23 protein-coding genes are annotated in these 20,959 nt (G+C 64.8%); 7 read left to right on the forward strand and 16 right to left on the reverse strand.

The window, feature by feature from the left end:
• Positions 1–50: 50 nt before the first annotated feature.
• Both AB7Z56_RS26915 and AB7Z56_RS26920 read left to right on the forward strand, forming a co-directional pair.
• Positions 51–1,256: an amidohydrolase family protein gene (locus AB7Z56_RS26915; RefSeq protein WP_441256526.1), complete on the forward strand. Its 1,206-nt coding sequence runs from the start codon at positions 51–53 to the stop codon at positions 1,254–1,256.
• Between the two features lie 152 nt (positions 1,257–1,408).
• A complete protein-coding gene (locus AB7Z56_RS26920) occupies positions 1,409–1,720 on the forward strand; it encodes a hypothetical protein (protein WP_063983934.1) in 312 nt (103 codons plus the stop codon).
• A 19-nt stretch (positions 1,721–1,739) separates the two neighbouring features.
• Here the strand turns inward: AB7Z56_RS26920 and AB7Z56_RS26925 are convergent, their stop codons facing one another.
• Genes AB7Z56_RS26925 through AB7Z56_RS26950 form a run of 6 tightly spaced genes read right to left on the reverse strand, consistent with a single transcriptional unit; the run spans position 1,740 to position 6,615 of the window.
• Positions 1,740–2,654, reverse strand: a complete 915-nt coding sequence (locus AB7Z56_RS26925; protein WP_441256527.1) for a DUF1932 domain-containing protein — start codon at positions 2,652–2,654, stop codon at positions 1,740–1,742.
• The gene (locus AB7Z56_RS26930; protein ID WP_441256528.1) at positions 2,654–3,523 is read right to left on the reverse strand and encodes a hypothetical protein; all 870 of its coding nucleotides are present in this window, start codon (positions 3,521–3,523) and stop codon (positions 2,654–2,656) included. The genes AB7Z56_RS26925 and AB7Z56_RS26930 overlap by 1 nt, the downstream gene beginning before the upstream one ends.
• Before the next feature lie 21 nt (positions 3,524–3,544).
• Entirely contained in the window at positions 3,545–4,228 is a 684-nt protein-coding gene (locus tag AB7Z56_RS26935) for a 4-carboxy-4-hydroxy-2-oxoadipate aldolase/oxaloacetate decarboxylase (protein ID WP_441256529.1), read from the reverse strand.
• A complete protein-coding gene (locus AB7Z56_RS26940) occupies positions 4,225–4,938 on the reverse strand; it encodes a PIG-L deacetylase family protein (protein WP_027517331.1) in 714 nt (237 codons plus the stop codon). Before AB7Z56_RS26940 ends, AB7Z56_RS26935 begins: the two co-directional genes overlap by 4 nt.
• Positions 4,939–4,989: 51 nt before the next feature.
• Complete coding sequence (locus AB7Z56_RS26945; RefSeq protein WP_441256530.1) at positions 4,990–5,874, reverse strand: amidohydrolase family protein; 885 nt, start codon at positions 5,872–5,874, stop codon at positions 4,990–4,992.
• Positions 5,875–5,904: 30 nt separating this feature from the next.
• Positions 5,905–6,615 (reverse strand): TetR/AcrR family transcriptional regulator, encoded by a 711-nt coding sequence (locus tag AB7Z56_RS26950; protein WP_441256531.1) that lies wholly within the window; start codon positions 6,613–6,615, stop codon positions 5,905–5,907.
• Between the two features lie 114 nt (positions 6,616–6,729).
• Between AB7Z56_RS26950 and AB7Z56_RS26955 the strand changes: the two genes are divergently transcribed.
• From AB7Z56_RS26955 to AB7Z56_RS26965, 3 genes are all read left to right on the forward strand, one after another.
• Positions 6,730–7,707, forward strand: a complete 978-nt coding sequence (locus AB7Z56_RS26955) for a tripartite tricarboxylate transporter substrate binding protein (protein WP_441256532.1) — start codon at positions 6,730–6,732, stop codon at positions 7,705–7,707.
• Positions 7,708–7,717: 10 nt separating this feature from the next.
• A complete protein-coding gene (locus AB7Z56_RS26960) occupies positions 7,718–8,518 on the forward strand; it encodes an ABC transporter substrate-binding protein (protein ID WP_441256533.1) in 801 nt (266 codons plus the stop codon).
• Between the two features lie 104 nt (positions 8,519–8,622).
• The gene (locus AB7Z56_RS26965; RefSeq protein WP_441256534.1) at positions 8,623–9,873 is read left to right on the forward strand and encodes a DUF763 domain-containing protein; all 1,251 of its coding nucleotides are present in this window, start codon (positions 8,623–8,625) and stop codon (positions 9,871–9,873) included.
• Here the strand turns inward: AB7Z56_RS26965 and AB7Z56_RS26970 are convergent.
• The 3 genes from AB7Z56_RS26970 to AB7Z56_RS26980 form a co-directional block, all read right to left on the reverse strand.
• Positions 9,774–11,081 (reverse strand): cytochrome P450 family protein, encoded by a 1,308-nt coding sequence (locus AB7Z56_RS26970; RefSeq protein WP_441256535.1) that lies wholly within the window; start codon positions 11,079–11,081, stop codon positions 9,774–9,776. The genes AB7Z56_RS26965 and AB7Z56_RS26970 overlap by 100 nt on opposite strands.
• Before the next feature lie 89 nt (positions 11,082–11,170).
• Complete coding sequence (locus AB7Z56_RS26975) at positions 11,171–11,494, reverse strand: hypothetical protein (RefSeq protein ID WP_441256536.1); 324 nt, start codon at positions 11,492–11,494, stop codon at positions 11,171–11,173.
• 106 nt (positions 11,495–11,600) lie between these two features.
• The gene (locus tag AB7Z56_RS26980; RefSeq protein WP_085404801.1) at positions 11,601–12,374 is read right to left on the reverse strand and encodes a ferredoxin--NADP reductase; all 774 of its coding nucleotides are present in this window, start codon (positions 12,372–12,374) and stop codon (positions 11,601–11,603) included.
• Between the two features lie 157 nt (positions 12,375–12,531).
• On the opposite strand from AB7Z56_RS26980, the gene AB7Z56_RS26985 reads away from it, so the two are divergent.
• Together AB7Z56_RS26985 and AB7Z56_RS26990 are read left to right on the forward strand one after the other, a co-directional pair.
• A complete protein-coding gene (locus AB7Z56_RS26985; protein WP_441256537.1) occupies positions 12,532–13,728 on the forward strand; it encodes an amidohydrolase family protein in 1,197 nt (398 codons plus the stop codon).
• A 125-nt stretch (positions 13,729–13,853) separates the two neighbouring features.
• Entirely contained in the window at positions 13,854–14,537 is a 684-nt protein-coding gene (locus AB7Z56_RS26990) for a hypothetical protein (RefSeq protein ID WP_441256538.1), read from the forward strand.
• 4 nt (positions 14,538–14,541) lie between these two features.
• Here the strand turns inward: AB7Z56_RS26990 and AB7Z56_RS26995 are convergent, their stop codons facing one another.
• The 7 genes from AB7Z56_RS26995 to AB7Z56_RS27025 form a co-directional block, all read right to left on the reverse strand.
• The gene (locus AB7Z56_RS26995; RefSeq protein ID WP_441256539.1) at positions 14,542–14,931 is read right to left on the reverse strand and encodes a hypothetical protein; all 390 of its coding nucleotides are present in this window, start codon (positions 14,929–14,931) and stop codon (positions 14,542–14,544) included.
• A gap of 164 nt (positions 14,932–15,095) precedes the next feature.
• On the reverse strand, positions 15,096–15,551 hold the full coding sequence (locus tag AB7Z56_RS27000) for a MarR family winged helix-turn-helix transcriptional regulator (RefSeq protein ID WP_063983949.1): 456 nt from the start codon (positions 15,549–15,551) through the stop codon (positions 15,096–15,098).
• Between the two features lie 14 nt (positions 15,552–15,565).
• Entirely contained in the window at positions 15,566–16,270 is a 705-nt protein-coding gene (locus tag AB7Z56_RS27005; protein WP_085404805.1) for an ABC transporter ATP-binding protein, read from the reverse strand.
• Positions 16,267–17,052, reverse strand: coding sequence for an ABC transporter ATP-binding protein (locus AB7Z56_RS27010; RefSeq protein WP_063983951.1), 786 nt, complete (start codon positions 17,050–17,052; stop codon positions 16,267–16,269). The genes AB7Z56_RS27005 and AB7Z56_RS27010 overlap by 4 nt, the downstream gene beginning before the upstream one ends.
• The gene (locus tag AB7Z56_RS27015; protein WP_441256540.1) at positions 17,049–18,938 is read right to left on the reverse strand and encodes an ABC transporter permease; all 1,890 of its coding nucleotides are present in this window, start codon (positions 18,936–18,938) and stop codon (positions 17,049–17,051) included. The genes AB7Z56_RS27010 and AB7Z56_RS27015 overlap by 4 nt, the downstream gene beginning before the upstream one ends.
• A 152-nt stretch (positions 18,939–19,090) precedes the next feature.
• Positions 19,091–20,293: an ABC transporter substrate-binding protein gene (locus AB7Z56_RS27020; RefSeq protein ID WP_063983953.1), complete on the reverse strand. Its 1,203-nt coding sequence runs from the start codon at positions 20,291–20,293 to the stop codon at positions 19,091–19,093.
• Between the two features lie 80 nt (positions 20,294–20,373).
• A complete protein-coding gene (locus AB7Z56_RS27025) occupies positions 20,374–20,958 on the reverse strand; it encodes an amino acid synthesis family protein (protein WP_063983954.1) in 585 nt (194 codons plus the stop codon).
• Between the last annotated feature and the right edge of the window lies 1 nt (position 20,959).

The raw sequence follows: 20,959 nt of genomic DNA on the forward strand, positions 1-20,959 counted from the left end.
GACCCGCGGCTTGCGCGATGATCATCGCAATCGACCAACGGAGCAACCGGATGGCCTTCGACACGATCTTCCTGAACGCGCGCTTCGACGGCGGAGCCCGGCATCACATCGCCGTCGCGGACGGCCGCATCGCCGCGATCACGCCCGTCGATGAACGTCCCGCCGCAAACGAGACCATCGACCTCGGCAACGTCCTCGTCGTTCCCGGCTTCGTCGAAGGCCACATCCATCTCGACACCAGCTTCTATGGCGACGCCTGGCGTCCGCACAAGCCATGCACCAACGGGTTCGACGTGCATGAGCGCGTCGCCTTCCAGGCCCAGAACATGGCCGTATCAGCGCCGATGGATGTGCGCGCACGCAACCAGCTCGATCTCTGCATCGGCCACGGCACCACGCAGATGCGCAGCCACGTCATGGTCGACGGCTCGGTCGGCCTGAAATCGCTCGAGACGATTTTGCGCGTGCGCGAGGAATACAAGGGCCTGATCGACATCCAGCTCGTCGCCTTCCCCCAGAGCGGCATCCTGATGAGCCCGGGCACGCCGCAATTGCTGGACGAGGCCATCGGGCTCGGCTCCGATCTCGTCGGCGGGCTCGATCCCGCGAGCTTCGATCGCGACATCGAGAAGCATCTCGACGTCGTGTTCGGTGTCGCCGGCAAGCACGGCGTCGACGTCGACATCCATCTGCATGACATGGGCACGCTGGGCGCATTCGAAATCGAGCAGATCGCGGCGCGGACGCGCGCGCTCGGCATGGCGGGACGCGTTGCCGTCAGCCATGCTTACGGGCTCGGCGACATCCCCATGGATCAGCTCAAGAAGATCGCCGACACCCTCGCCCGCTCGGGCGTCGCGATCATGACCAATGCGCCAGGCGCCCGGCCCTTCCCGCCGATCCTGGCCCTGCGCAATGCCGGCGTCACCGTCTTCAGCGGCAACGACAACATCCGCGATTCCTGGTGGCCCTATGGCGACGGCGACATGCTGCGCCGGGCCACGACGCTCGGCTATCGCTCGGGCTTCAATATCGACGAAGAACTGCGCGTCGCGTTCGATGTCGTCACCGTATCCGGCGCAAAGGCGCTGCGGCTCGAAGGCTATGGCCTGCGCGTCGGCGCCAAGGCCGATTTCGTGACACTGAATGCCGAGCATATTCCTGAAGCCGTTGTCGGCGTGCCGCAAGGGCGCACCGTGTACAAGGAAGGCAAGCTCGTCGCATGCGACGGTAAGATTGTCGGGAAGCGCAGCTAATGATCGGATCTTTTCCGTTCGATTATACCGCTAGCTTTCCTCACTCCCCAATCCGGTAGAATCCCTGACCGTAAATACGCGCATTGCACGACGGGCCAAGGAGATCATACTAAGACACGCACTGACATCTGCGTTCTCCGGGGAAGTATCGAATGTTCAGCGCATTCAGCAGCATCGATTACCATTCCATTCGGGCCAACACGCCCGCCGAGATGGCCATCAAGCGACTGACCGGCATCGGCGAAGTCCTGTCGGGCATCGACATATCGGCAATCCACACGCAGGACGACATGGCCCGCGCGCTGTTGACGCTCGATACCGCCGACAAATGCATTCGCACGATTCTCACCGAGTTCCGCACCGAGCGCACCACGGAAGTCGTCCGCGAAGCCACGAGCCTGATGAGCCTGATCGAGCTCGCGCGCGACGAACTCTCGGACTACGCGGCGGCAGCAGAGTCTTGAGCTGAATGCGCGCTGGATCTCAGCGCTTGATCTTCGCCAGAATGCGATCCGCCTCGGTGCGCCAATCGGCGCTGCGGGCAAATTCCTTCGTCCCCTTGATGCCGAACAGCCCCTCGTCAGCGAGATCGGCAACCCAGGCCTGGCGCTCGGCGGTGCCCTGCGCCGACCATGGCGTGAGCCCGACCTCGCGCACGGTCTCCGCGACTTCACGCACCTCCTCGGCACGGCGACGGCCGTGCTCGATCACGCGCTGGAAGCAATAGGCGCCCTGCTTCTCCCAGTCGATCGCGGGAAAGGTTTCAGCGAGCGAGGCCAGCACCGCATCCTCGACGCCATAGGCGCGCGCGGTGGTAAAGCTCTCGATGACCATGGCCTCCAGGCCCTTGATCATGATGCTGCGGCACATCTTCACCGCCGAGGACACGCCGAGCTTGTCGCTCGCAACCTTGGCCGCAAAGCCAATCGCGTTCAGCAGCGGCTCCAGCTCCCTCGCGCCGGGACCGCCGAGCAGCAGCGGCACCTTGATACGATAAGGCGGCACCGAGGTCATCACCGCGCCCTCGACATAGCGTCCTGCAGCGTCGATCAGAGCGGCGGCGCGCTGCTTGGCACCCGGCGAGGCCGAATTGAAATCGAGGAACCAGGTGCCCTGGTTGATCGCAGCCGCGCAGGCTTTTGCAACAGGCACGGCCTGGCTCGCCGTGACCGCGGAGATGATGAAATCGGATTTCGCGGTCAGCTCGGCGTGAGACACGGCCAGCGTCACGCCGAACTTCGCCGCATGCTCCTTCAGCGGAGCGCCGTGCTCGCCTCCGAGCTTGATGTCGTAAGCGGCTACCTGGATATCCTGCTGCCGCAAATCCTCAGCCAGGATCCTGCCGACCTCGCCGTAGCCGACGAGCCCGATCTGCCAGCGCCTGGGATCACCTGCCATCAATTCAATCCTCGTGTCGTCTCGTCGAACAGCTCCTCGACCGCATAGCGGCGCGGGATCAGCGCCTGCTGGAATGCGTAGTCGACGATCAGCTCCAACGGTTTTCTGTTCGCCTCGATCCCGAACGGAACGAGGTCGGGCGTCGCCGCGGGTCCCACCTGCGCCTTGTTCCGCTTCAGGAGATCATAGACGCCCGCAACCACATCGGGGCGCGATCTTGCAAGCTGCTCGGTCACGACCACGAGATGATTGACCGGGACGACGCCACGACGGGTGTACCATTTGGCAGCCTCTGCGGCAGGATCGGAGAATAGCGGCCTCAACGTAGGATGATCAGAGGTCTCGCCGAGGAGGGCGTCGAGCTCGCCATCGATCAGCATCTGCAAGATCTTCTTGTCCTTCGGCGCACGCTCGGTGCTGTCGACATATTCGGCAACGTGCGGATCCTCGAAGGTGATCCAGCGGATCTTGTCGAGATTGACACCGTAGTCGTTGGCGAGAATGCCCCTGATCCAGGCGCCGGTCGTCGTCGTGAACGAGCGGATGCCAACGCGCTTGCCTTCGAGATCGGATGGCCCGAGCACTCCCCTTGCAGGGTTGTAGAGCGCGTAGGAATGCTGAAAGCGGCCGAGCATGGTCGCCGGTAGCAGCACCAGCGGCTTGCCATGCGCCTTCGCCATCAGATAGGTGACGATCGCCATCTCGCAGACGTCGAACGCCTGCTCCCGCACCATCGGCTTGAAAGCCGTGTTGGTCGGCGTGTACGCGATGAAGTCGAGGTCGAAGAGGTCGGAGCGGAGCTCGCCGCTCTTCACCGCCTGCACGTGAGGGTGACTGCCGAGCACAGCCTTCAACTTGAGACGATCCATCCACCCGCTCCGCTGATTGCCTTAGACGTCCTCGGGATTGTCGACATAGACGAGCCCGGCTTTCGCCAGCGCCTCGCGCATGTTGTACATGTCAAGGCCGAGCTCACCCGAGGTCAGCCGCTTGCGCTTGCCGCCCTCGTCCGCGTTGCGCTTCTTCGCCTTTTCGGCGACCTCAGAGGCATAGCGCTTGGGCACCACGACGACGCCGTCGTCATCGGCCACGATGATATCGCCGGGATCGACGTTGACCCCGGCACAGACCACGGGAATGTTGACCGAGCCGAGCGTCGCCTTGACCGTGCCCTTGGCCGAGACGGCGCGCGACCATACCGGAAACTTCATCTCGTGCAGCGCTTTGACGTCGCGGCAGCCGGCGTCGATGATCAGCCCCTGCACGCCGCGCGCCTGAAGCGACGTCGCGAGCAGCTCGCCGAACATGCCGTCGGTATTGTCGGTGGTGCAGCCGACGACGAGGATGTCGCCCTTCCTGCACTGCTCGACCGCGACATGGATCATCCAGTTGTCGCCGGGCTGTGCCAGCACGGTGACGGCGGGGCCGGCAATCGAGGCACCTGCCCAGACAGGCCGCAAGTAAGGCTTCATCAGGCCGAGGCGGCCATAGGCCTCGTGCACGGTCGAGACGCCGTACTCTGCCATTCCGGCGGGATCGGCGCGCCTGATGTTGCGAACGACGACGGGCTTCATGCCAGTTCCTCCGCAACCGTCGGGAACAGGCGCTGATAGGCCTCGCCATAGGTCATGGGCACGCCGGTGTTGCGGCTGCCCTGGATGCCGCGGTTGAGCGCGACGCGCTCGTAATAGCCCCAGAGATGTTTTTGCGCGGCGAGGATCTGGAACGCCTCGTACTTCTCCTTCCAGACCTCGTCGATCTTGAGGAGCAGGTCCGGCTTGTAGTTGCACTGCTCGGGCTGGTGCGGCTCGAACAGGAACACCGGGGGCGCCGAATATTTGTACTGCGCGCCGGGCTTGTGGCCCATCGCCTGCGCGACCACGCGGGTCTCCTGTGCGAAATGCGCCGCGTTGGGATGGTCGAAATTGTAGGGGTCTTCCAGCGCGTGCGTCAGCACGAAGCTCGGATTGAGCTCGCGGTAGATGTCGACCATGCGGTCGAAATGCGCCTCGGTGAGCTTCAGCGGATAGTCGCCGCAGTCGAAGAACTCGATCTCGGCGCCAAGCAGCTTCGCCGCCCGCTCCGCCTCGTCCTTGCGGCCGGCCTTGACCGACTCCAGCGTCGCGCCTTTCTCCTTCCAGGCGAACTGGCTCTCGCCGCGCTCGCCAAAGGACATGCAGACGATCTTCATGCGATAACCCTTCTTCGCATGCAGCGCGATGGCACCGCCAGCGCGCCAGACGAAATCGCCGGGATGGGCGGTGATCACGAGACCTGTCTTCATGGGACTACTCCCCTCTTTCCTTGATAAGCAACGTATCGATCGCGAGCACCGTCATGTGTCGAACTCGAACAGACGCGCGGGATTATCGACGAGGATCTTCTGCTGGAATTCCGGCTCCGGCGCGAACAGCGGGATCAGGTCGACGAGGTCGCCGTCATTCGGCATCACCTTGACGTTGGGATGCGGCCAGTCGGTGCCCCAGATGACACGGTCGGGCGCGGTCTCGACGATCTTGCGCGCGAACGGCACCGCGTCCGTGAACGGCGGTCCGGCCGAGGACACCCGCTCCGAGCCGCAGATCTTCACCCAGCATTTCTCGTCGCGCTGCATCATCTCGATCAGGATCTTGAACGGAAGCTGGTCGAGCCCCTCGGACGCCTTCACCCGTCCCATATGGTCGATGGTGTAGCTCAGCGGCAGCTTGGCCAGCATGTCGGCATATTCGGGCAGATCGATCGCATCGAAATGCAGATCGATGTGCCAGCCGAGCGGCGCGACCATCGCGATGACGCGGTTGAATACGCCCTTGTCTGGGACGCCGCCGAGATGGCGCACGAAATTGAAGCGGCAGCCGCGGAAGCCGCCCTCGTGCAGCACCTGGAGGCCACGCTCGGTGATACTGTCGTCGATATTGGCGACCGCGCGATAGGCGCCATTGCTCTGCGCGATCGCATCGAGCGCGACCGTGTTGTCGGTGCCGTGCACGCTGGCATTGACGATGACGGCCCGCTCGACGCCGAGCTTGGCATGCAGCGCACGAAAGTCCTCGAGCGGCGCATCCGGCGGCGTGTAGGAACGGTCAGGCGCGTAAGGGTATTTCGCGCCGGGCCCGAAGATGTGGCAATGCGCGTCGCAGGACAGCTTTGGCAGCTTGAACTTCGGCGTGCGCGTGTTCGGATCTGGCGGCGGAATGGTCGGCGTGTAAATCGTTGTCATCAGGTGAACCGCCGAGCGAGATCGCTTCTTTCAAGTCTTGCTGCTGACGACCGGCCGCCGCCGTACCGGCGCGGCCTGATCGAGCGCCGGCGCCTGGAAGGCGGCGACGGTGGCCTGCACCAACTGCTCGATGGCGCTGGCGGCATCGCTGCCGTCGGCCTCGCCGCGCGACAGGCGCGAGACGCGATCCGGCGTCACCAGCGAGTAATAGAGTGCGCCGAGCAGGAAGTGGCTGCGCCAGACGATGTCGGTGCGCGGAATATGCGGCAGGCTCTCGTGGATCGCGTCGATGAAGGCATGGCTGGTGTCGTCAAAGGTCTGCGCGATGATTTTTCGCACGACCTCGTTGCCTTCGGCGGACATCACGGCGCGCAGCCGCGTGAAGCGCGCCCCGCCCCCGGCGAGATCGCTGCCCGAGGTGAAGGCCGGCACCACATAGGCGCGCACGATCGCCTCCAGCCGGTCCTGGAGGTCGCGCACGCGCTTGGCTGCGGCGAGCAGCTCGGAACGGCGCAAATTCATCGGCCCGCAATGGCGCTGGTAGATCTCCAGCAGCAGGCCGTCCTTGGTCTTGAAATGATAGGTGACGCTGCCGGGATTGGCGCCGGCGGCCTGCGCGATGTCGCGCACCGAGACGGCATTGAAGCCGTTGGTGGCGAACAGCTCCTCGGCCGCGGCGAGGATCGCCTCGCGCATGTTCGGCTTGCGGGCCGTTTCCTTGCTGGTGGGCTTGCGTACCATGTGATTTGTACTATCGTACAAAAGATCAGGTCTCGTCAACAAGAACCATGGGCGGCGTCCGGACGGCTCGGAACACCGAGGCAGGATGCGAAAGCCCGCAAGGAGTGCTGGAAAATGCTGGGTTTGAACAAGACAATCGGCGGTTTGATGCTGGGTGCCGGCCTGCTGCTCGGCGGCGCCGCGCAGGCCGCCGACAATTACCCGAGCAAGCCGGTCCATATCCTTGTGCCCTACGCGGCAGGCGGCGCCGTCGACGTGCTTGCGCGTACGCTCGGCCAGGCGCTGGCGAAGACCTGGGGCCAGCAGCCGGTGATCGACAACCGTCCCGGCGCCGGCGGCATCGTCGCCTCGCAGGCGCTGACGCAGGCCGCCCCCGACGGCTACACGCTGATTCTGGTCGCGAGCGGCCATCCGCTCAACCAGTTCATCTATCCGAGCGTGCCCTACGACACGTTCCGGGACTTCACCGCGATCACCGAGGTCGCCTCGTCGCCGCTCGCAATCGTCGTCGCCAAGGACAGCCCCTACAAGACGCTCGGCGATCTCCTCGCCGCCGCAAAGAAGGAGCCGGACAAGCTCTCCTACGGCATGTCCGGCAACGGCACCTCGGCGCATCTCGCCGGCGAGCTGCTCAAATACATGTCCGGCAGCAAGATCGTCGCGATCCCCTACAAAGGCGGCGCACCGGCGCTGACCGCCGTCATCGCTGGCGAGATTCCGCTCAGCATCAATCCGCTCGCGGAAGCGATTGGCCAGCTAGAAGGCGGCCCGGTGCGGGCGCTGGCGGTGACCTCGGCCGAACGCTCCAAGGCGCTGCCGAATGTGCCAACTATCGCGGAATCCGGCGTCCCCGGCTACGACGTCTCGGTCTGGTGGGGCGTTCTTGGACCTGCCAAGATGCCGCCGGAGATCGTGGCGAAGCTAGAGACCGATCTGAAGGCGGCGCTGCAGGATGCGAACGTGCTGTCGACGCTGGGCAAGATCGGCGCGGCGCCGGTCGGCTCCTCTGCCAAGGACTTTGAAGCCTACATGCACGCCGAGGCGACCAAATGGGAGCCGGTGCTGAAGGCCGCCGACATCCGTGCGCAGTGAGGCTCGCCACATGAGGACCTCTTCCCGGCGACTTGTCCCCACCGCCCTGCTCGCATTTGCAATGACCGGCCTGCTCGGCGCGCCCGCGCGCGCCGATGGCGTAGCAAAACTGCTGGCGCCGAGCGGCAGCTTGCGTGTCGGCATCTATCCGGGCAGCCCGACCTCGATGGTGACGGATGCGGCCGGCAAGCCGCATGGCCTCGCCTACGATCTCGGCGGCGAACTGGCCAAAAGGCTCGGCGTTGGCGTCGACTATGTCAGGTTTCAGCGCGTCGCCGACATCGTCACCGCGATCCACGACGGCCAGGTCGATTTCACCGTGACCAACGCCACGCCGGCCCGCGCCAACGAGGTCAGCTTCAGCCAGCCCGTGCTGGCGATCGAGCTCGGCTATCTCGTCCCGGCGAACTCGCCGATCGGCAAGATCGAGGACATCGACAGACCGGGTGTGAAGATCGGCGTCACCAAAGGGTCGACCTCAGAACGGACATTGCCGGCGAAGTTCAGGAGCGCGACCATCGTTCCCGCGGAAAGCGTCAAGGTCGCCATCGCCATGTTCGGCCGCGGCGAGATCGACCTTTACGCCACCAACAAGCCGACGTTGTTCGAGATGTCCGACCAGATGCCGGGCGCGAGAATCCTCGACGGCAATTGGGGCGCCGAGCATATGGCCATTGCGATCCCCAAGGGGCGTGAGGATGCCCTTCCCCTGCTCAACCGCTTCGTGACGGACGAGCAGTCGTCCGGCGCGCTGGACACGATCCAGCAGCAAGCGGGCCTGCGCGGCGCAACCAAGGCGGCGCGCGAGTAGCTCGCGGACTTGGGTGCCGACTTGGGTGACGTGTCCTCCCGCCCGGCCCAATACAGTATTCCCTCGATGCAACCGTCGCCGAACTGCGCTAATTTGCGTCGATCATGACTCGACGTACCGGCGGCGCCGATCTTCCTCTCCACACCGGGCGGGTTCCGCCATGGCTTGCGAGCCGCATGTCGTCACTGGGCGCGATCGTCACACAGGCGATCGTGCATCATTATGGACGCGACGCCTTCCTCCAGCGGCTGTCGCATCCGTTCTGGTTCCAGTCATTCGGCGCCGTGATGGGGATGGACTGGCATTCCTCGGGCATCACGACCTCCGTGATCGGCGCCCTGAAGCGCGGGCTAGGCCCGCTCCAGGACGAGCTCGGCATCTATGTCTGCGGCGGCCGCGGCCAGCATTCGCGCAAGACGCCTGACGAGCTGTTGCAGCTCGGCGATCGCGTCGGCTTCGACGGTGCGAGCCTCACGCGGGCCAGTCGCCTGGTCGCAAAGGTCGACAGCGCCGCGGTCCAGGACGGTTTTGACCTTTACCTGCACGGCTTCTTCGTCACTGCAGACGCCAAGTGGACCGTGGTGCAGCAAGGCATGAACGGCGACAAACGGCAGGCCCGCCGCTATCACTGGCATTCGGAAGCATTGAAGAGTTTTGTCGACACGCCGCACAGCGCGATCGACGGCCCGCAGCAGGGCGAGATCGTCAATCTCACCGATCACCGCGCCGATGTCTCGCGCGCCGCGCAGCTCGAGCTGTTGAGCGGTCTCGGCCCCGATCGCATCCTCACTGAATTCGAGCGGCTCACCGGCACTGCGCCCGAGCCGGCGCAGGCGATGCTGCCGCATCTGATCATGCCCGCGCATCATGATATCAGGCCCAAGGACGTGTTCGCGCGCCGGCTCCATGGCACTCTCGCCGCAGCGGCCGAACGCGGCCCGGTCGATTTTCCGGAATTGCTGCTGACGCCCGGCGTCGGCGCGCGCACCGTGCGCTCGCTGGCGATGGTCGCCGAGGTCGTGCATGGCGCGCCCTATCGCTTCCACGATCCCGCGCGCTTCTCGCTCGCCCACGGCGGCAAGGACCGGCATCCCTACCCCGTCCCGATCAAAGTCTATGACGAGACCATCCGCGTGCTGAAGGGCGCGATCCAGAACGCCAAGCTCGGACGCGAGGAGGAGATGCAGGCGATCAGGCGCCTTGACGACCAGGCGCGGCGGCTGGAGCGGACTGCCAGCGGTCCGTCGGTCGAGGCCTACATCGCCGGAGAGCGTGAAGCCTCGCCCGATCTCGACGGCCGATCCGTGTTCGGCTGGGAGCGCGATGTCGTGGCGTCACGGAAATCGACGGGCTGACTGTCCACCGCAACGACCGGCAACTCCGCGATGGCACGCATGCCCGGCCGCTTGCGCCAGTGGATTTGCGCGGGATCGACGGCGAGACCGAGCTTCGGCCATCGCGCAAACAGCGCCTCCAGCGCACAGGCCGCCTCGATGCGTGCGAGCTGATGGCCGAGACAGAAGTGAATTCCCGTTCCGAACGAGATGTGGCGGTTCGGCTTGCGCGCGAGGTCGGGCCGCTCGGGCTGGTCATGCACCGCCGGATCCACGTTCGCCGCGGCGAGCATGACCATGACGCGATCGCCCTTTTTCAGCGGCACGCCCGCAAGCTCGATATCCCGCCGCACATAGCGCGGCTTGGAAAACTGCACCGGTGACACGAAGCGCAAAAACTCCTCGACAGCGAGCCCGACGCGGCTCCGGTCTTGCTCCAGCCAATCGCGCAAGCCCGGATTTCTGAGGAGCTCGTAGACCGAGCCGCTGATCAGATGCGTCGTGGTCTCCGATCCTGCCGCGAGCAGCAGGAACACCATCGACACCATTTCGTCCGGCGTGATCTGGCCGCCCTCTCGCTCGACCTGAACCAGCTCGGCAATCAGGCCCTCGCCGCCCTGCACGCGTGCGACCTGCAACTGGTGTTCGAGATAGGCGCGCATCTTGCGAAACGCGAGCAGCAGGCGGAAGAAGCTGACGACATTCGTCAGCGACGACATCTTGTTGGCCCAGGCGATGAATCGCGGACGATCGGCCGCAGGCAGGCCCAGCAATTCGCAGATCACCGACACCGGCAGGATGCGGGCGTAACGCTGGACGAGGTCGGCGGGGCTGCCATCGGCAAACAGGTCGTTCGCCAGGCCGTCGGCGATGGCGCGAATACGTGGCTCCATCGCCACGATCGCGCGGCGGCGAAAAGCCTCGTCGACGATGCTGCGCAGCCTCGTGTGATCAGGCTCGTCCATCGTCAGCATGTTATTGGCGATGGTGGTGACCAGTTTTGGCATCCACCAGCGCAGGCCGGCGACTTTGCCGTCCCCCTTGCGCAGCGTGAAGGTGGTGCCGTCCTTCAGGACTTGCGCCGTGGCGTCATGGGTCGTGGTGACCCAGACATCGCCGACCAGAGGAAATCGCGTCGCGATCACGGGGCCGGACGCGCGCAGTGCCGCGATCGCCTTGGGCGGATCGCGGAAGAAGGCCTCGCTGGTGAAATCGAGGCGCGGTGTCATGGGATCACCGTATTGGTTGGTGGCGCCTCAACCAGATGGTGTGTACGCGGCGACGCGCAAGGGCGGGAACCGCGCGAAGAGAAGAGAGCCTATCCGCGTCCCGGCGAGCGCTGACCGGTCTTGCGCTGCTGATTGGTGTAGGCGTCCCAATGGCTCCAGCTACCGTTGGCGAGGCTTTGCAGATCGGTGCCGAGGGGGCGGCGCGTGCGCTTGTCGTGATCGGCGATCACGCGCTCGGACTGCGCGATCTTGCGCTTGAGTTCCGCGATCGTCTTCTGGGTCTCCCCATTCCGCTTCGAAGACGCGATCTCGCCCATCGTGAAGCGCGCGGTCTCGAGCGCCTTCAACTCGGCGCGGTTCTTCTTCAACTGGACCCGGTGCCAGGCGATGTTGCTGTCGCTGTCCGCAACCATGTGGGAACTCCGCTGATTCGTTCCCACAGTGTATCGCGCACGGAATCGGCGCCGCAACGCCCGCCGAACGGCGGAAATACGGTCTTATTGCGCGAAAAATCCGCGATCAGCGCTCGGCAAAGGCCTTTTCGACCACGAATTGGGCCGGCTCGCCGTGATTGCCCTCAATGAGGCCACGCTCGCCCAGCAGCACGCGGGTGTCAGCGACCAATGCCGGGCTGCCGCAAATCATGACCCGGTCATGGGCGGCTTCCAGCGGCGGCAGGCCGATATCGGCGAACAGCTTGCCCGTGGTGATGAGGTCGGTGATGCGGCCGCGGTTGCGGAAGGGATCGCGGGTCACGGTCGGATAGTAGATCAGCTGATCGCGGATGTACTCGCCGATCAATTCGTCCTTCGGCAGCGTCTCGGTGATCATCTCGCCATAGGCGAGCTCCTTCACATGCCGGCAACCGTGCAGCAGCACGACCTTCTCGAACCGCTCATAGGTCTCGGGGTCCTTGATCACGCTCAGGAACGGTGCGAGGCCGGTGCCGGTGCCGATGAGGTAGAGGTTGCGGCCCTCTTCGAGATTGTCGATCACCAGCGTGCCGGTGGCCTTGCGGCTGACGATGATCTCGTCGCCTTCCTTCAGATGCTGGAGGCGCGAGGTCAGCGGACCGTCCGGCACCTTGATCGAGAAGAACTCCAGCGTTTCCTCGTAATTGGCGCTGGCGACGCTGTAGGCCCGCAGCAGCGGCTTCTCGCCGACCTTGAGCCCGATCATGGTGAATTCGCCGTTGCGGAAACGGAAGGTCGGGCTGCGGGTGGTCTTGAAAGAGAACAGCGTGTCGGTCCAGTGGTGGACGCTCAAAACGCTTTCCTGATTGAAATTGCTCATCTCACCTTCCCTGTCGCTTCCAATGCGGTTCCGAGGCGGGCAGCTATGCGTCGTTTGTACACGATCATTCGTGTACTAATGAATAATCCTGCTTGCTCCCGGGGTCAAGGCTGCCCAAGATCGCGAGCGTTGCAGTTAGGAACAAGGAGCCCCTTCCATGGCGCATGACGCCCCCCAGGCCACCGGACCCTCGAAGCTCGTGATCCGGAATATTGGCCTGATCCTGTCCGGCGCCCTGGAAAAGCCGATCCTGGACGGCGACACCATCGTCGCCGAGAACGGCAAGATCACTGCGATCGGCCGCTTCAAGGACCTCAACACCGAAGGCGCGACCACCATCGTCGAGGCCAACGGCACCACGGTCGCGCCCGGCCTGATCGACAGCCATGTCCACCCCGTCGCGGGCGACTGGACGCCGCGCCAGAACCAGATCGGCTGGATCGACAGCAATTTGCATGGCGGCGTCACCACGATGATCTCCGCCGGCGAGGTACACATGCCCGGCCGCCCGCGCGACGTCGTCGGGCTGAAGGCGATGGCGATCTTCGCACAGCGCGCATTCTGGAATCTGCGCCCGGGCGGCGTGAAGGTTCACGCCGGCGCACCGGTGATCGAATGCGAGATGGTCGAGGAGGATTTCAAGGAGTTGGCCGCGGCCGGCGTCAAGCTGCTCGGCGAGGTCGGCCTCGGCGGCGTCAAGGACGGCCCGACGGCGCGCAAGATGGTCGGCTGGGCTCGCAAATACGGTATCCAGAGCACGATCCACACCGGCGGCCCCTCGATCCCCGGCTCCGGCCTGATCGACAAGGACGTGGTGCTGGAGGCCGACACCGACGTGGTCGGCCACATCAATGGCGGCCACACGGCGCTCCCCGACGACCAGATCCGCTGCATCTGCGAGGGCTGCAAGCGCGGCCTCGAGCTCGTTCACAACGGCAATGAGCGCTCGGCCCTGTTCACGCTGCGCATCGCGCGCGAGATGGGCGACCTGCACCGCGTCATCCTCGGCACCGACGCGCCCGCCGGCTCCGGCGTGCAGCCGCTCGGCATTCTGCGCATGGTCTCGATGCTGTCTTCGCTCGGTGACCTCCCGGCCGAGATCGCGTTCTGCCTTGCGACCGGCAACACCGCGCGGATGCGCGCGCTCGATTGCGGCCTGATCGAGGTCGGCCGCTCCGCCGATTTCGTCATCATGGACAAGGCCCAGCACTCGCCCGGCAAGACCATCCTGGAGAGCGTCCAGCTCGGCGACCTCCCCGGCATCGGCATGACCATCATCGACGGCATCGTGCGCACCCAGCGCAGCCGCAACACGCCGCCGGCCGGCCGGGTGCCGGAAGTGGTGGCGAAGTGACGCGGCCGGAGCGGCTCGCCGCTCGGCATCGCCCCTCGAAGGCATTGAACAAGTCTGCTGCCTGCTGCGTCTAACGCAGGCAGCCCTCGGCGGCGGCAGTTCATTGCTGGACCATCGAGGGAGACATGAAAAGTTCGCTGCGGATTGCCGCCGGCATCGCCGGTGCGGTGGCAGGCTTCATCGCCACGATCGGGCTGCTCGATCTGACCGGCTTCGGCAATCGTGCAGACCCGATCACGACGGGGCTGGTCGCCCTGTTCGTCATCGCCCCCATCGGCGCAGTTATCGGCCTGGTGCTCGCCACCAAGCTGGCGACACGCAAGGACGACAATAGCGGCGGCCTCGCACGCAACAGCCTGAAGTCATTCGGCGTCGTCGTCCTGCTCTGCCTCGCCGCCGGTGTCACTTACGCCGTCTACGCGTATGCGACCGCAACGCCCTGGCTCAATCCGAACGCCAGCAATCCACTGCTCGTGTTCGAGGTTCGCTTTCCGGCCGGCGCCACGGTGCCGACGTCGCCGCAGGGCATTGCAATCGAATTGCAGACCGACCTCAACACCATGCCGGGCGAAGTGACCCCCGCGGCCTTCTATCGTGATGGTGAGCAGCCTGTCATCTCAGGCGAAGTCGAGCTTGCCTTTAGAACCTCGCACCGGCAGCTCACCATCAACATCCAGGGCCAGCCGAGCCGGATCTATCCGATCGACTTGACGGCCCGGGCGCCGCATACGCCGGAGTTCGGCACGTGGCGGCGGCTCGCCGACGGCAGCGAGATCCGCTACCGCGCCAAATGGCCGGGGAAGACGTGAGGGATCAGCGCTTCTTTGCGACCTCACAGCGCACGTAGGTCTGGCGCTTGGCCTGGCCGACCGGGCCATTCTCGATCACCAGCCGGCCATCCGTCGCGACCGAAACCCGAGGATTGGAACGAAACTTTTCGCCCTCGCCTTCGCAGGCAAGCCGCATCTTCCAGCTTTGCTTGCCGTCTGCGGTGATCTCGCCGGCGCGGCAGCGCGTCTCGTACCAATAGAGGCGGTTGCCGCCTTCGATGCTCATCCGGCTGGCGCTGTCCTGATCGCGGCAATCCTTCTTGGTCGACGCCCAGAAGCCCTCGTAGGGCTGCGCGGCAAAGGCGGCAGTGCAGCTGCTCGCCAACGCGGCAGTAAGACTCAGAACCATCGCAAATCGCGTGACTGCTCGCATGACGACAACCTCGATAAACCCTTCATCGAGGTTAGTCGCCAGTTCCCGCCCCTTGTTCAACTGCCGTAGGGTGGGCAAAAGGCGCGAAGCGCCGTGCCCACCATCTTTGCGACTTGAGGAAGAACGGTGGGCACGCTTCGCTTTGCCACCCTACGGCACCGTCCTCACCGCAGCTTGTTCAACAGCGCCATCAGCATCTCGCGCTCCCTGGCATCGAGCGGCGCCAGCGTTTCCCGGGTGATCGCGAGCGCACTCGGCGCGACCTTCTCCGCAAGCTGCTGACCGGCGCGCGTCAGGCTGACCAGAAGCCGCCGTCCGTCCTCGGGATCCTGGCTGGTCTCGGTCAGGCCTCGTGCGGTCAGGCGGTCGATCACGCCCTTGATGGTCGCGACATCCATCGCCGTCAGCCGCCCGAGCTGGTTCTGCGAGCATGGCCCAGTCTCGGCCAGTTTCGACAATGCCGCCCATTGCGTCGGCGTGAGATTGGTGCCGATGTCGCGCGAGAAGATCGAACTGTGGCGCTGCCAGACCTGACGCAGGATGAAGCCGACCTGCTCGTCGAGCACGTAAGACGATTTTGCCGGTTTGACGCTTTTCTTCGCCGCAACGCTTCTTGCCATCCGCTCCCCGCCCCTCACAACGACAGATGCGCGTCGCGGACATCCGGACGCGCGTCGAGCTCGGCCATGGTGCCGCCGAAGCAGATGCGGCCACGCTCGATGATATAGGCGCGATCGGAGATCAGCCGCGCAAAGTGCAAATTCTGCTCGGACACGACGATGCTGACGCCTTCCTTCTTCATGGTCAGGATGGCATCGACCATCTGCTCCACGATCTTCGGCGACAGGCCTTCCGAGGGCTCGTCGAGCAGCACCAGCGACGGATTGCCCATCAGCGTGCGCGCGATGGTGAGCATCTGCTGCTCGCCACCGCTCATGCGGCCGCCCGGTCGGTTCTTCATCTCACCCAAATTTGGAAACAGCGCGAACAGCTTTTCGCGGGTCCAGTGCGGGGCGTTCGGACGCTTCGGCTGCCGGCCGACCTCGAGATTCTCCTCCACCGTCAAATCAGTGAAGATGCGCCGCTCCTCGGGCACGTAACCAAGCCCGTCGCGCACGATCTCATGCGTCGGGCGCGCCGAGACATCCTTGCCCTCGAACATGATGCGCCCCGAGCGCTGGGCAACGAGCCCGACGATCGAGCGGAACGTCGTCGACTTGCCGGCGCCGTTGCGGCCGAGCAACGCCACCACCTCGCCCTCGCCGACCTCGAAACCGATGTCGAACAGGATATGCGCCGGGCCGTAATGGCTGTTGAGGTCTTGCACCGTGAGCTTCATGCGGAGGCTCCATGCCCGGCATCGTAAAGCAGGCCCTCGCCGAGATAGACGGCCTGCACCTGCGGATTGCCGCGCACCTCGGCCGGCGATCCTTCGGCGATCAGCGTGCCGCGGTTGAGTACGATAATGCGGTCGGCATGCTCGAACACCACGTCCATGTCGTGCTCGGTGAAGAGCACGCCGATCGATTTTTCCCGCGCGATCTGCGCCGTTAGCCGCATCAGATCGACGCGCTCGCGCGGCGCCATGCCGGCGGTTGGCTCGTCCATCAGCAGCAGCTTGGGCTCGTTGGCAAGCGCAACCGCAAGCTCGAGCCGCTTGAGGTCGCCATAGGCAAGCTCGCCGCAGGGACGATCGGCGTAGCCGCCCATGCCGACGAGCTCGAGCAGCCGCCCGGCCTCGCCGCGGTCGAAGTTCGGCGCCGAGCCGAAGAGATTGAATAGCTGCTTGCCATGCGAGATCAGCGCGACCTGCACGTTCTCGCGCACGGTCATCGTCGCGAAGGTTGCGGTGATCTGGAAAGTGCGCCCGACGCCGAGCCGCCAGATCTCGCGCGGCTTCTTGCCGGTGGTCTCCTCGCCGAGCAGGCGGACATGGCCGGTATCAGGCTTGTTCTGGCCGTTGAGCATGTCGAAGCAGGTGCTCTTGCCCGCGCCGTTCGGACCGATCAGCGCCAAAATTTCGCCTGATCGCAGCGAGAACGAGACGCCGCGCACGGCGTGGATGCCGCCATAGGATTTGGACAGGCCTTCAACCGCGAGAAGTGGGGGTGCGACGCTCATTCGACGGACTCGATCGGCTTGGCAAGCAAGGGAGATCCCGGCGGCGATGTCTTCCTGCGCCGCTGCGCCAGCATCTCCAGCGTGCCGACGATGCCCTTGGGGAAGACGACGACGATCAGCACGATGAAGCCGCCGAGTACGAGCTTCGACAGGTCGGTCTGGCTGACCAGCCAGATGTTGAGCGCCTTGTAGACGATGGCGCCGATCACCGCGCCCGACACCGTCTCGACGCCGCCGAGCAGCACCATGACCAGTGCGTCGACCGACAGCGAGATGCCGAGATTGTCGGGGAAGACGCTGCCCTTGAGGTAGGCGAACAGCGCGCCGCCGATGCCGGCGGTCGTGCCTGCGATCACGAACGCCGTCCACTGGATGCGCTTGGCATTGATGCCGACCGCCTCGCTGCGCAGAGGCGAGTCGCGCGTGGCCCTGAGTGCGTAGCCGAACGGCGAGAATACCATGGCCCGAAGCGCAACCGTCACAATTGCCGCAACGCCGAGCGCCAACCAATAGAAATGCCCCGGGCTCGCCGCCCAGCTTGACGGCCAGACGCCGAGTATGCCGTTGTCGCCGCCCGTGACGCTCACCCACTGGAACGCGATCGACCAGACGATCTGCGCAAACGCAAGCGTCAGCATCGCGAAATAGACGCCGGAAAGCTGCACCGCGAAGAAGCCGAACACGGCCGCGCCCATGCAGCCCAGCAGCGGCCCGAGCAGCAGGCACACGACCATCGGCAGCCCTGCCATCTTGGCGAGGAAGGCGACGCCGTAGGCGCCGAGACCGAAATAAGCGGCATGCCCGAAGGACGCGAGCCCACCGACCGACATCAGGAAATGCAGGCTGACGGCGAAGATCACGAAGATCGCAATCTCCGAACCGACTGTGAGAACATAATTGCCGGCGAACAGCGGCAACGTCGCCGCGATGACGAGCGCGGCAAGCGCCGCGAGCCGCTCGTTCGACTTCAGCGGCCGCCAGGGATTAACAGTGAGGCCTGGTGTCTTGCGCGCGGGCGCCTCGGGCTTGCCGAACAGACCCCAGGGCCGGACGATCAGCACCACCGCCATCACCAGGAAGACCAGGATGATGGAGATCTTCGGGAAGATCAGGATGCCGAAGGCGTTGAGCTCGGAGACCAGCACCGCCGCAACGAAGGCGCCGACGATGCTGCCGAGGCCACCGATCACGACGACGACGAAGACCTCGACGATGATCCGCAAATCCATGGCGTGATGCACGGCATCGCGCGGGATCTGGAGCGCGCCGCCGAGTGCGGCGAGGAAGACGCCGACCGCAAACACGGATGTGAACAGCCATTTCTGGTTGACGCCAAGCGCTGCGACCATGTCGCGGTCCTGCGTCGCCGCGCGCACCAGCACGCCCCAGCGCGTGCGCTGGAACAGCAGCCAGAGAATGCCGAGTACGACCGGGCTGAGCACGATCAGGAACAAATCGTAGCTCGGGATGTTCTGGCCGAAGAAATCGATGGCGCCCTTGAAGCCCGGCGCGCGGCGGCCGACGAGATCGTCGGGGCCCCAGATCAGCACGACGAGATCCTCGACCATCAAGGTCAGGCCGAAGGTCGCAAGCAGCTGGAACAGCTCGGGCGCGTGATAGATGCGGCGCAGCAGCACCATCTCGACGATGACGCCGATCAAGGCCACGGCAAACGCGGCGACGACGATCCCGCCCCAGAAGCCGAACGCACCCGAAAGCCGCTCCGTCAGCGTGAAGGCGATGTAGGCGCCGATCATGTAGAAGGCGCCATGCGCGAAATTCACGATCCGCGTCACGCCGAAGATGATCGACAGGCCCGAGGCCACCAGGAACAGCGACGCTGCGCTGGCGAGACCGGTCAGAAACTGTACGACATAAAAGGCCATCGGCGGTCCGGGTTAAGAATAAGTCTCAGTATGGGGCTTCATCCTTCGAGACGGCGCTACGCGCCTCCTCAGGATGAGGTCCGGGACCCTCATGGTGAGGAGCGCGGCAACGCCGCGCGTCTCGAACCACGAGGCCCCGGTTCCTCTTCACATCAGTCCTTCGGACGCAGCTTATCGACTTCGGCGTCGCTCGGCAGATAGTCCGAGCCCTTCTTGTAAGAAGAATCCACCATCACGCCCTTGCCGTCCTTCAGCGCGGTCTTGCCGACATAGGCACCGAGCGTCGACTGGTGGTCGATCTTGCGGAAGGTGATCTCGCCGAACGGCGACGGCATCGACAGCCCCTCCGCCGCGGCGATCAGTTTCTCCGGATCGGTCGAGCCGGCCTTCGCAAGGATCGCAGCGGCCGCCTTGATGGTCTGGTAACCGACGATCGAGCCCAGGCGCGGATAGTCGTTGTACTTGGCCTGGTAGGCCTTCAGGAACGCGTCATGCTCGGGCGTCTTGATCGAGTACCAGGGATAGCCGGTCACGATCCAACCCTCCGGCGTCTCGTCCTTGAGCGGATCGAGATATTCGGGCTCGCCAGTCAGGAACGATACGACCTCGCGCCCCTTGAACAGGCCGCGGGTGTTGCCTTCACGCACGAGCTTCACGAGGTCGGCGCCGAAGGTGACGTTGAGGATCGCTTCGGGATTGGCCGCGGCAACCGCCTGCACCACCGGACCCGCGTCGATCTTGCCCTGGGGCGGCCACTGCTCGTCGACCCACTGGATGTCGGGGCGCTTCTCCGACATCAGCTTCTTGAACACCGCGACCGCGGACTGGCCGTATTCATAGTTCGGCGCGATGGTCGCCCAGCGCTTGGCCGGCAGCTTGCTGGCTGCTTCCACCAGCATCGCCGCCTGCATGTAGTTGGAGGGGCGCAGACGGAAGGTGTACTTGTTGCCCTTGGACCAGGTGATGGCATCCGTCAGCGGCTCGGCCGCGAGGAAGAACACCTTCTTCTGGTTGGCGAAGTCGCTGACGGCGAGGCCGATGTTCGACAGGAACGTACCCGTCAGCATCGCAACACCCTCGCTGGAGACGAGCTCGTTGGCAGCGGTCTGCGCATCGGCCGGCTTGCCGCCGTCGTCCTTGGAGACGACGACGAGCTTCTTGCCGTTGATGCCGCCGGCCGCGTTGACCTGTTCGACTGCGAGCTGCCAGCCCTTGCGATAGGGCTCGGTGAACGCCGGCAACAGCGAGTAGCTGTTGATCTCGCCGATCTTGATCTCCTGCGCCACGGCCGAATGAGCCATGCCGCCCGCCAGCAGCGCGAAGGCCGCGCCCACAAAAGTGTTTCTCGCTCGCATCCCAACCTCCAGTTTTGAACTCTCTACGTCTTCAGCGTGATCTTGTCGGAGAAGCTATGCCCGCCTCCCCGGTTCAAACTCTATTTCAAACCGTCTTCACCCTTCACTTCCGCAACCGTCAGCCCGCCGACGCGCGGCAAGGGACGGCCGCTATCGGTGACGGCGACCGCGACCATGATCTCGTTGGCGCGCGGCGCGTCGTTGATCTGCACCTCCATGCCGTCGAAATGGCTGCGCACGAAGGCTGCGTCCTTGTGCCCGAGCGGAATGTCCAGCGTCGTGCCCGGGCCGCTGCGCTTCTTCGACGATGGGATCAGCGCCGCGCCCTTGCTCAGGACCTTGCGCACCGGAGCGCCCATCTTCGGATGCAGGATAGCCGCCGCATGCTCCAGCTCGCCGTTCTCGCCGACAGCCGCGGCCTTGCCGTAGCTTTGCGCCTTCGCGCCATCGATGCCCAGCGCCGCCACCGCGCGCTTCGCCAGGAGCTCGCCGAGCTCCTCGCCGATCGCGATCAGGGGCGAGAGATCCTCGACATATTTGCCGGCAAAGGGATTTTCGATCACGGCGATCGCCGCTGCGCGCCGCGTCGGCGGCGAGACCTGGCGGCCCATTTCCATCTGCGTCTCTTCGACGACGGTGACGATCTTGCGGATGATCGCGCTCATG

The sequence above is a fragment of the Bradyrhizobium sp. 482_C4_N1_8 genome (assembly GCF_052075965.1).
GTDB classification, from domain to species: Bacteria; Pseudomonadota; Alphaproteobacteria; order Rhizobiales; family Xanthobacteraceae; genus Bradyrhizobium; species Bradyrhizobium barranii.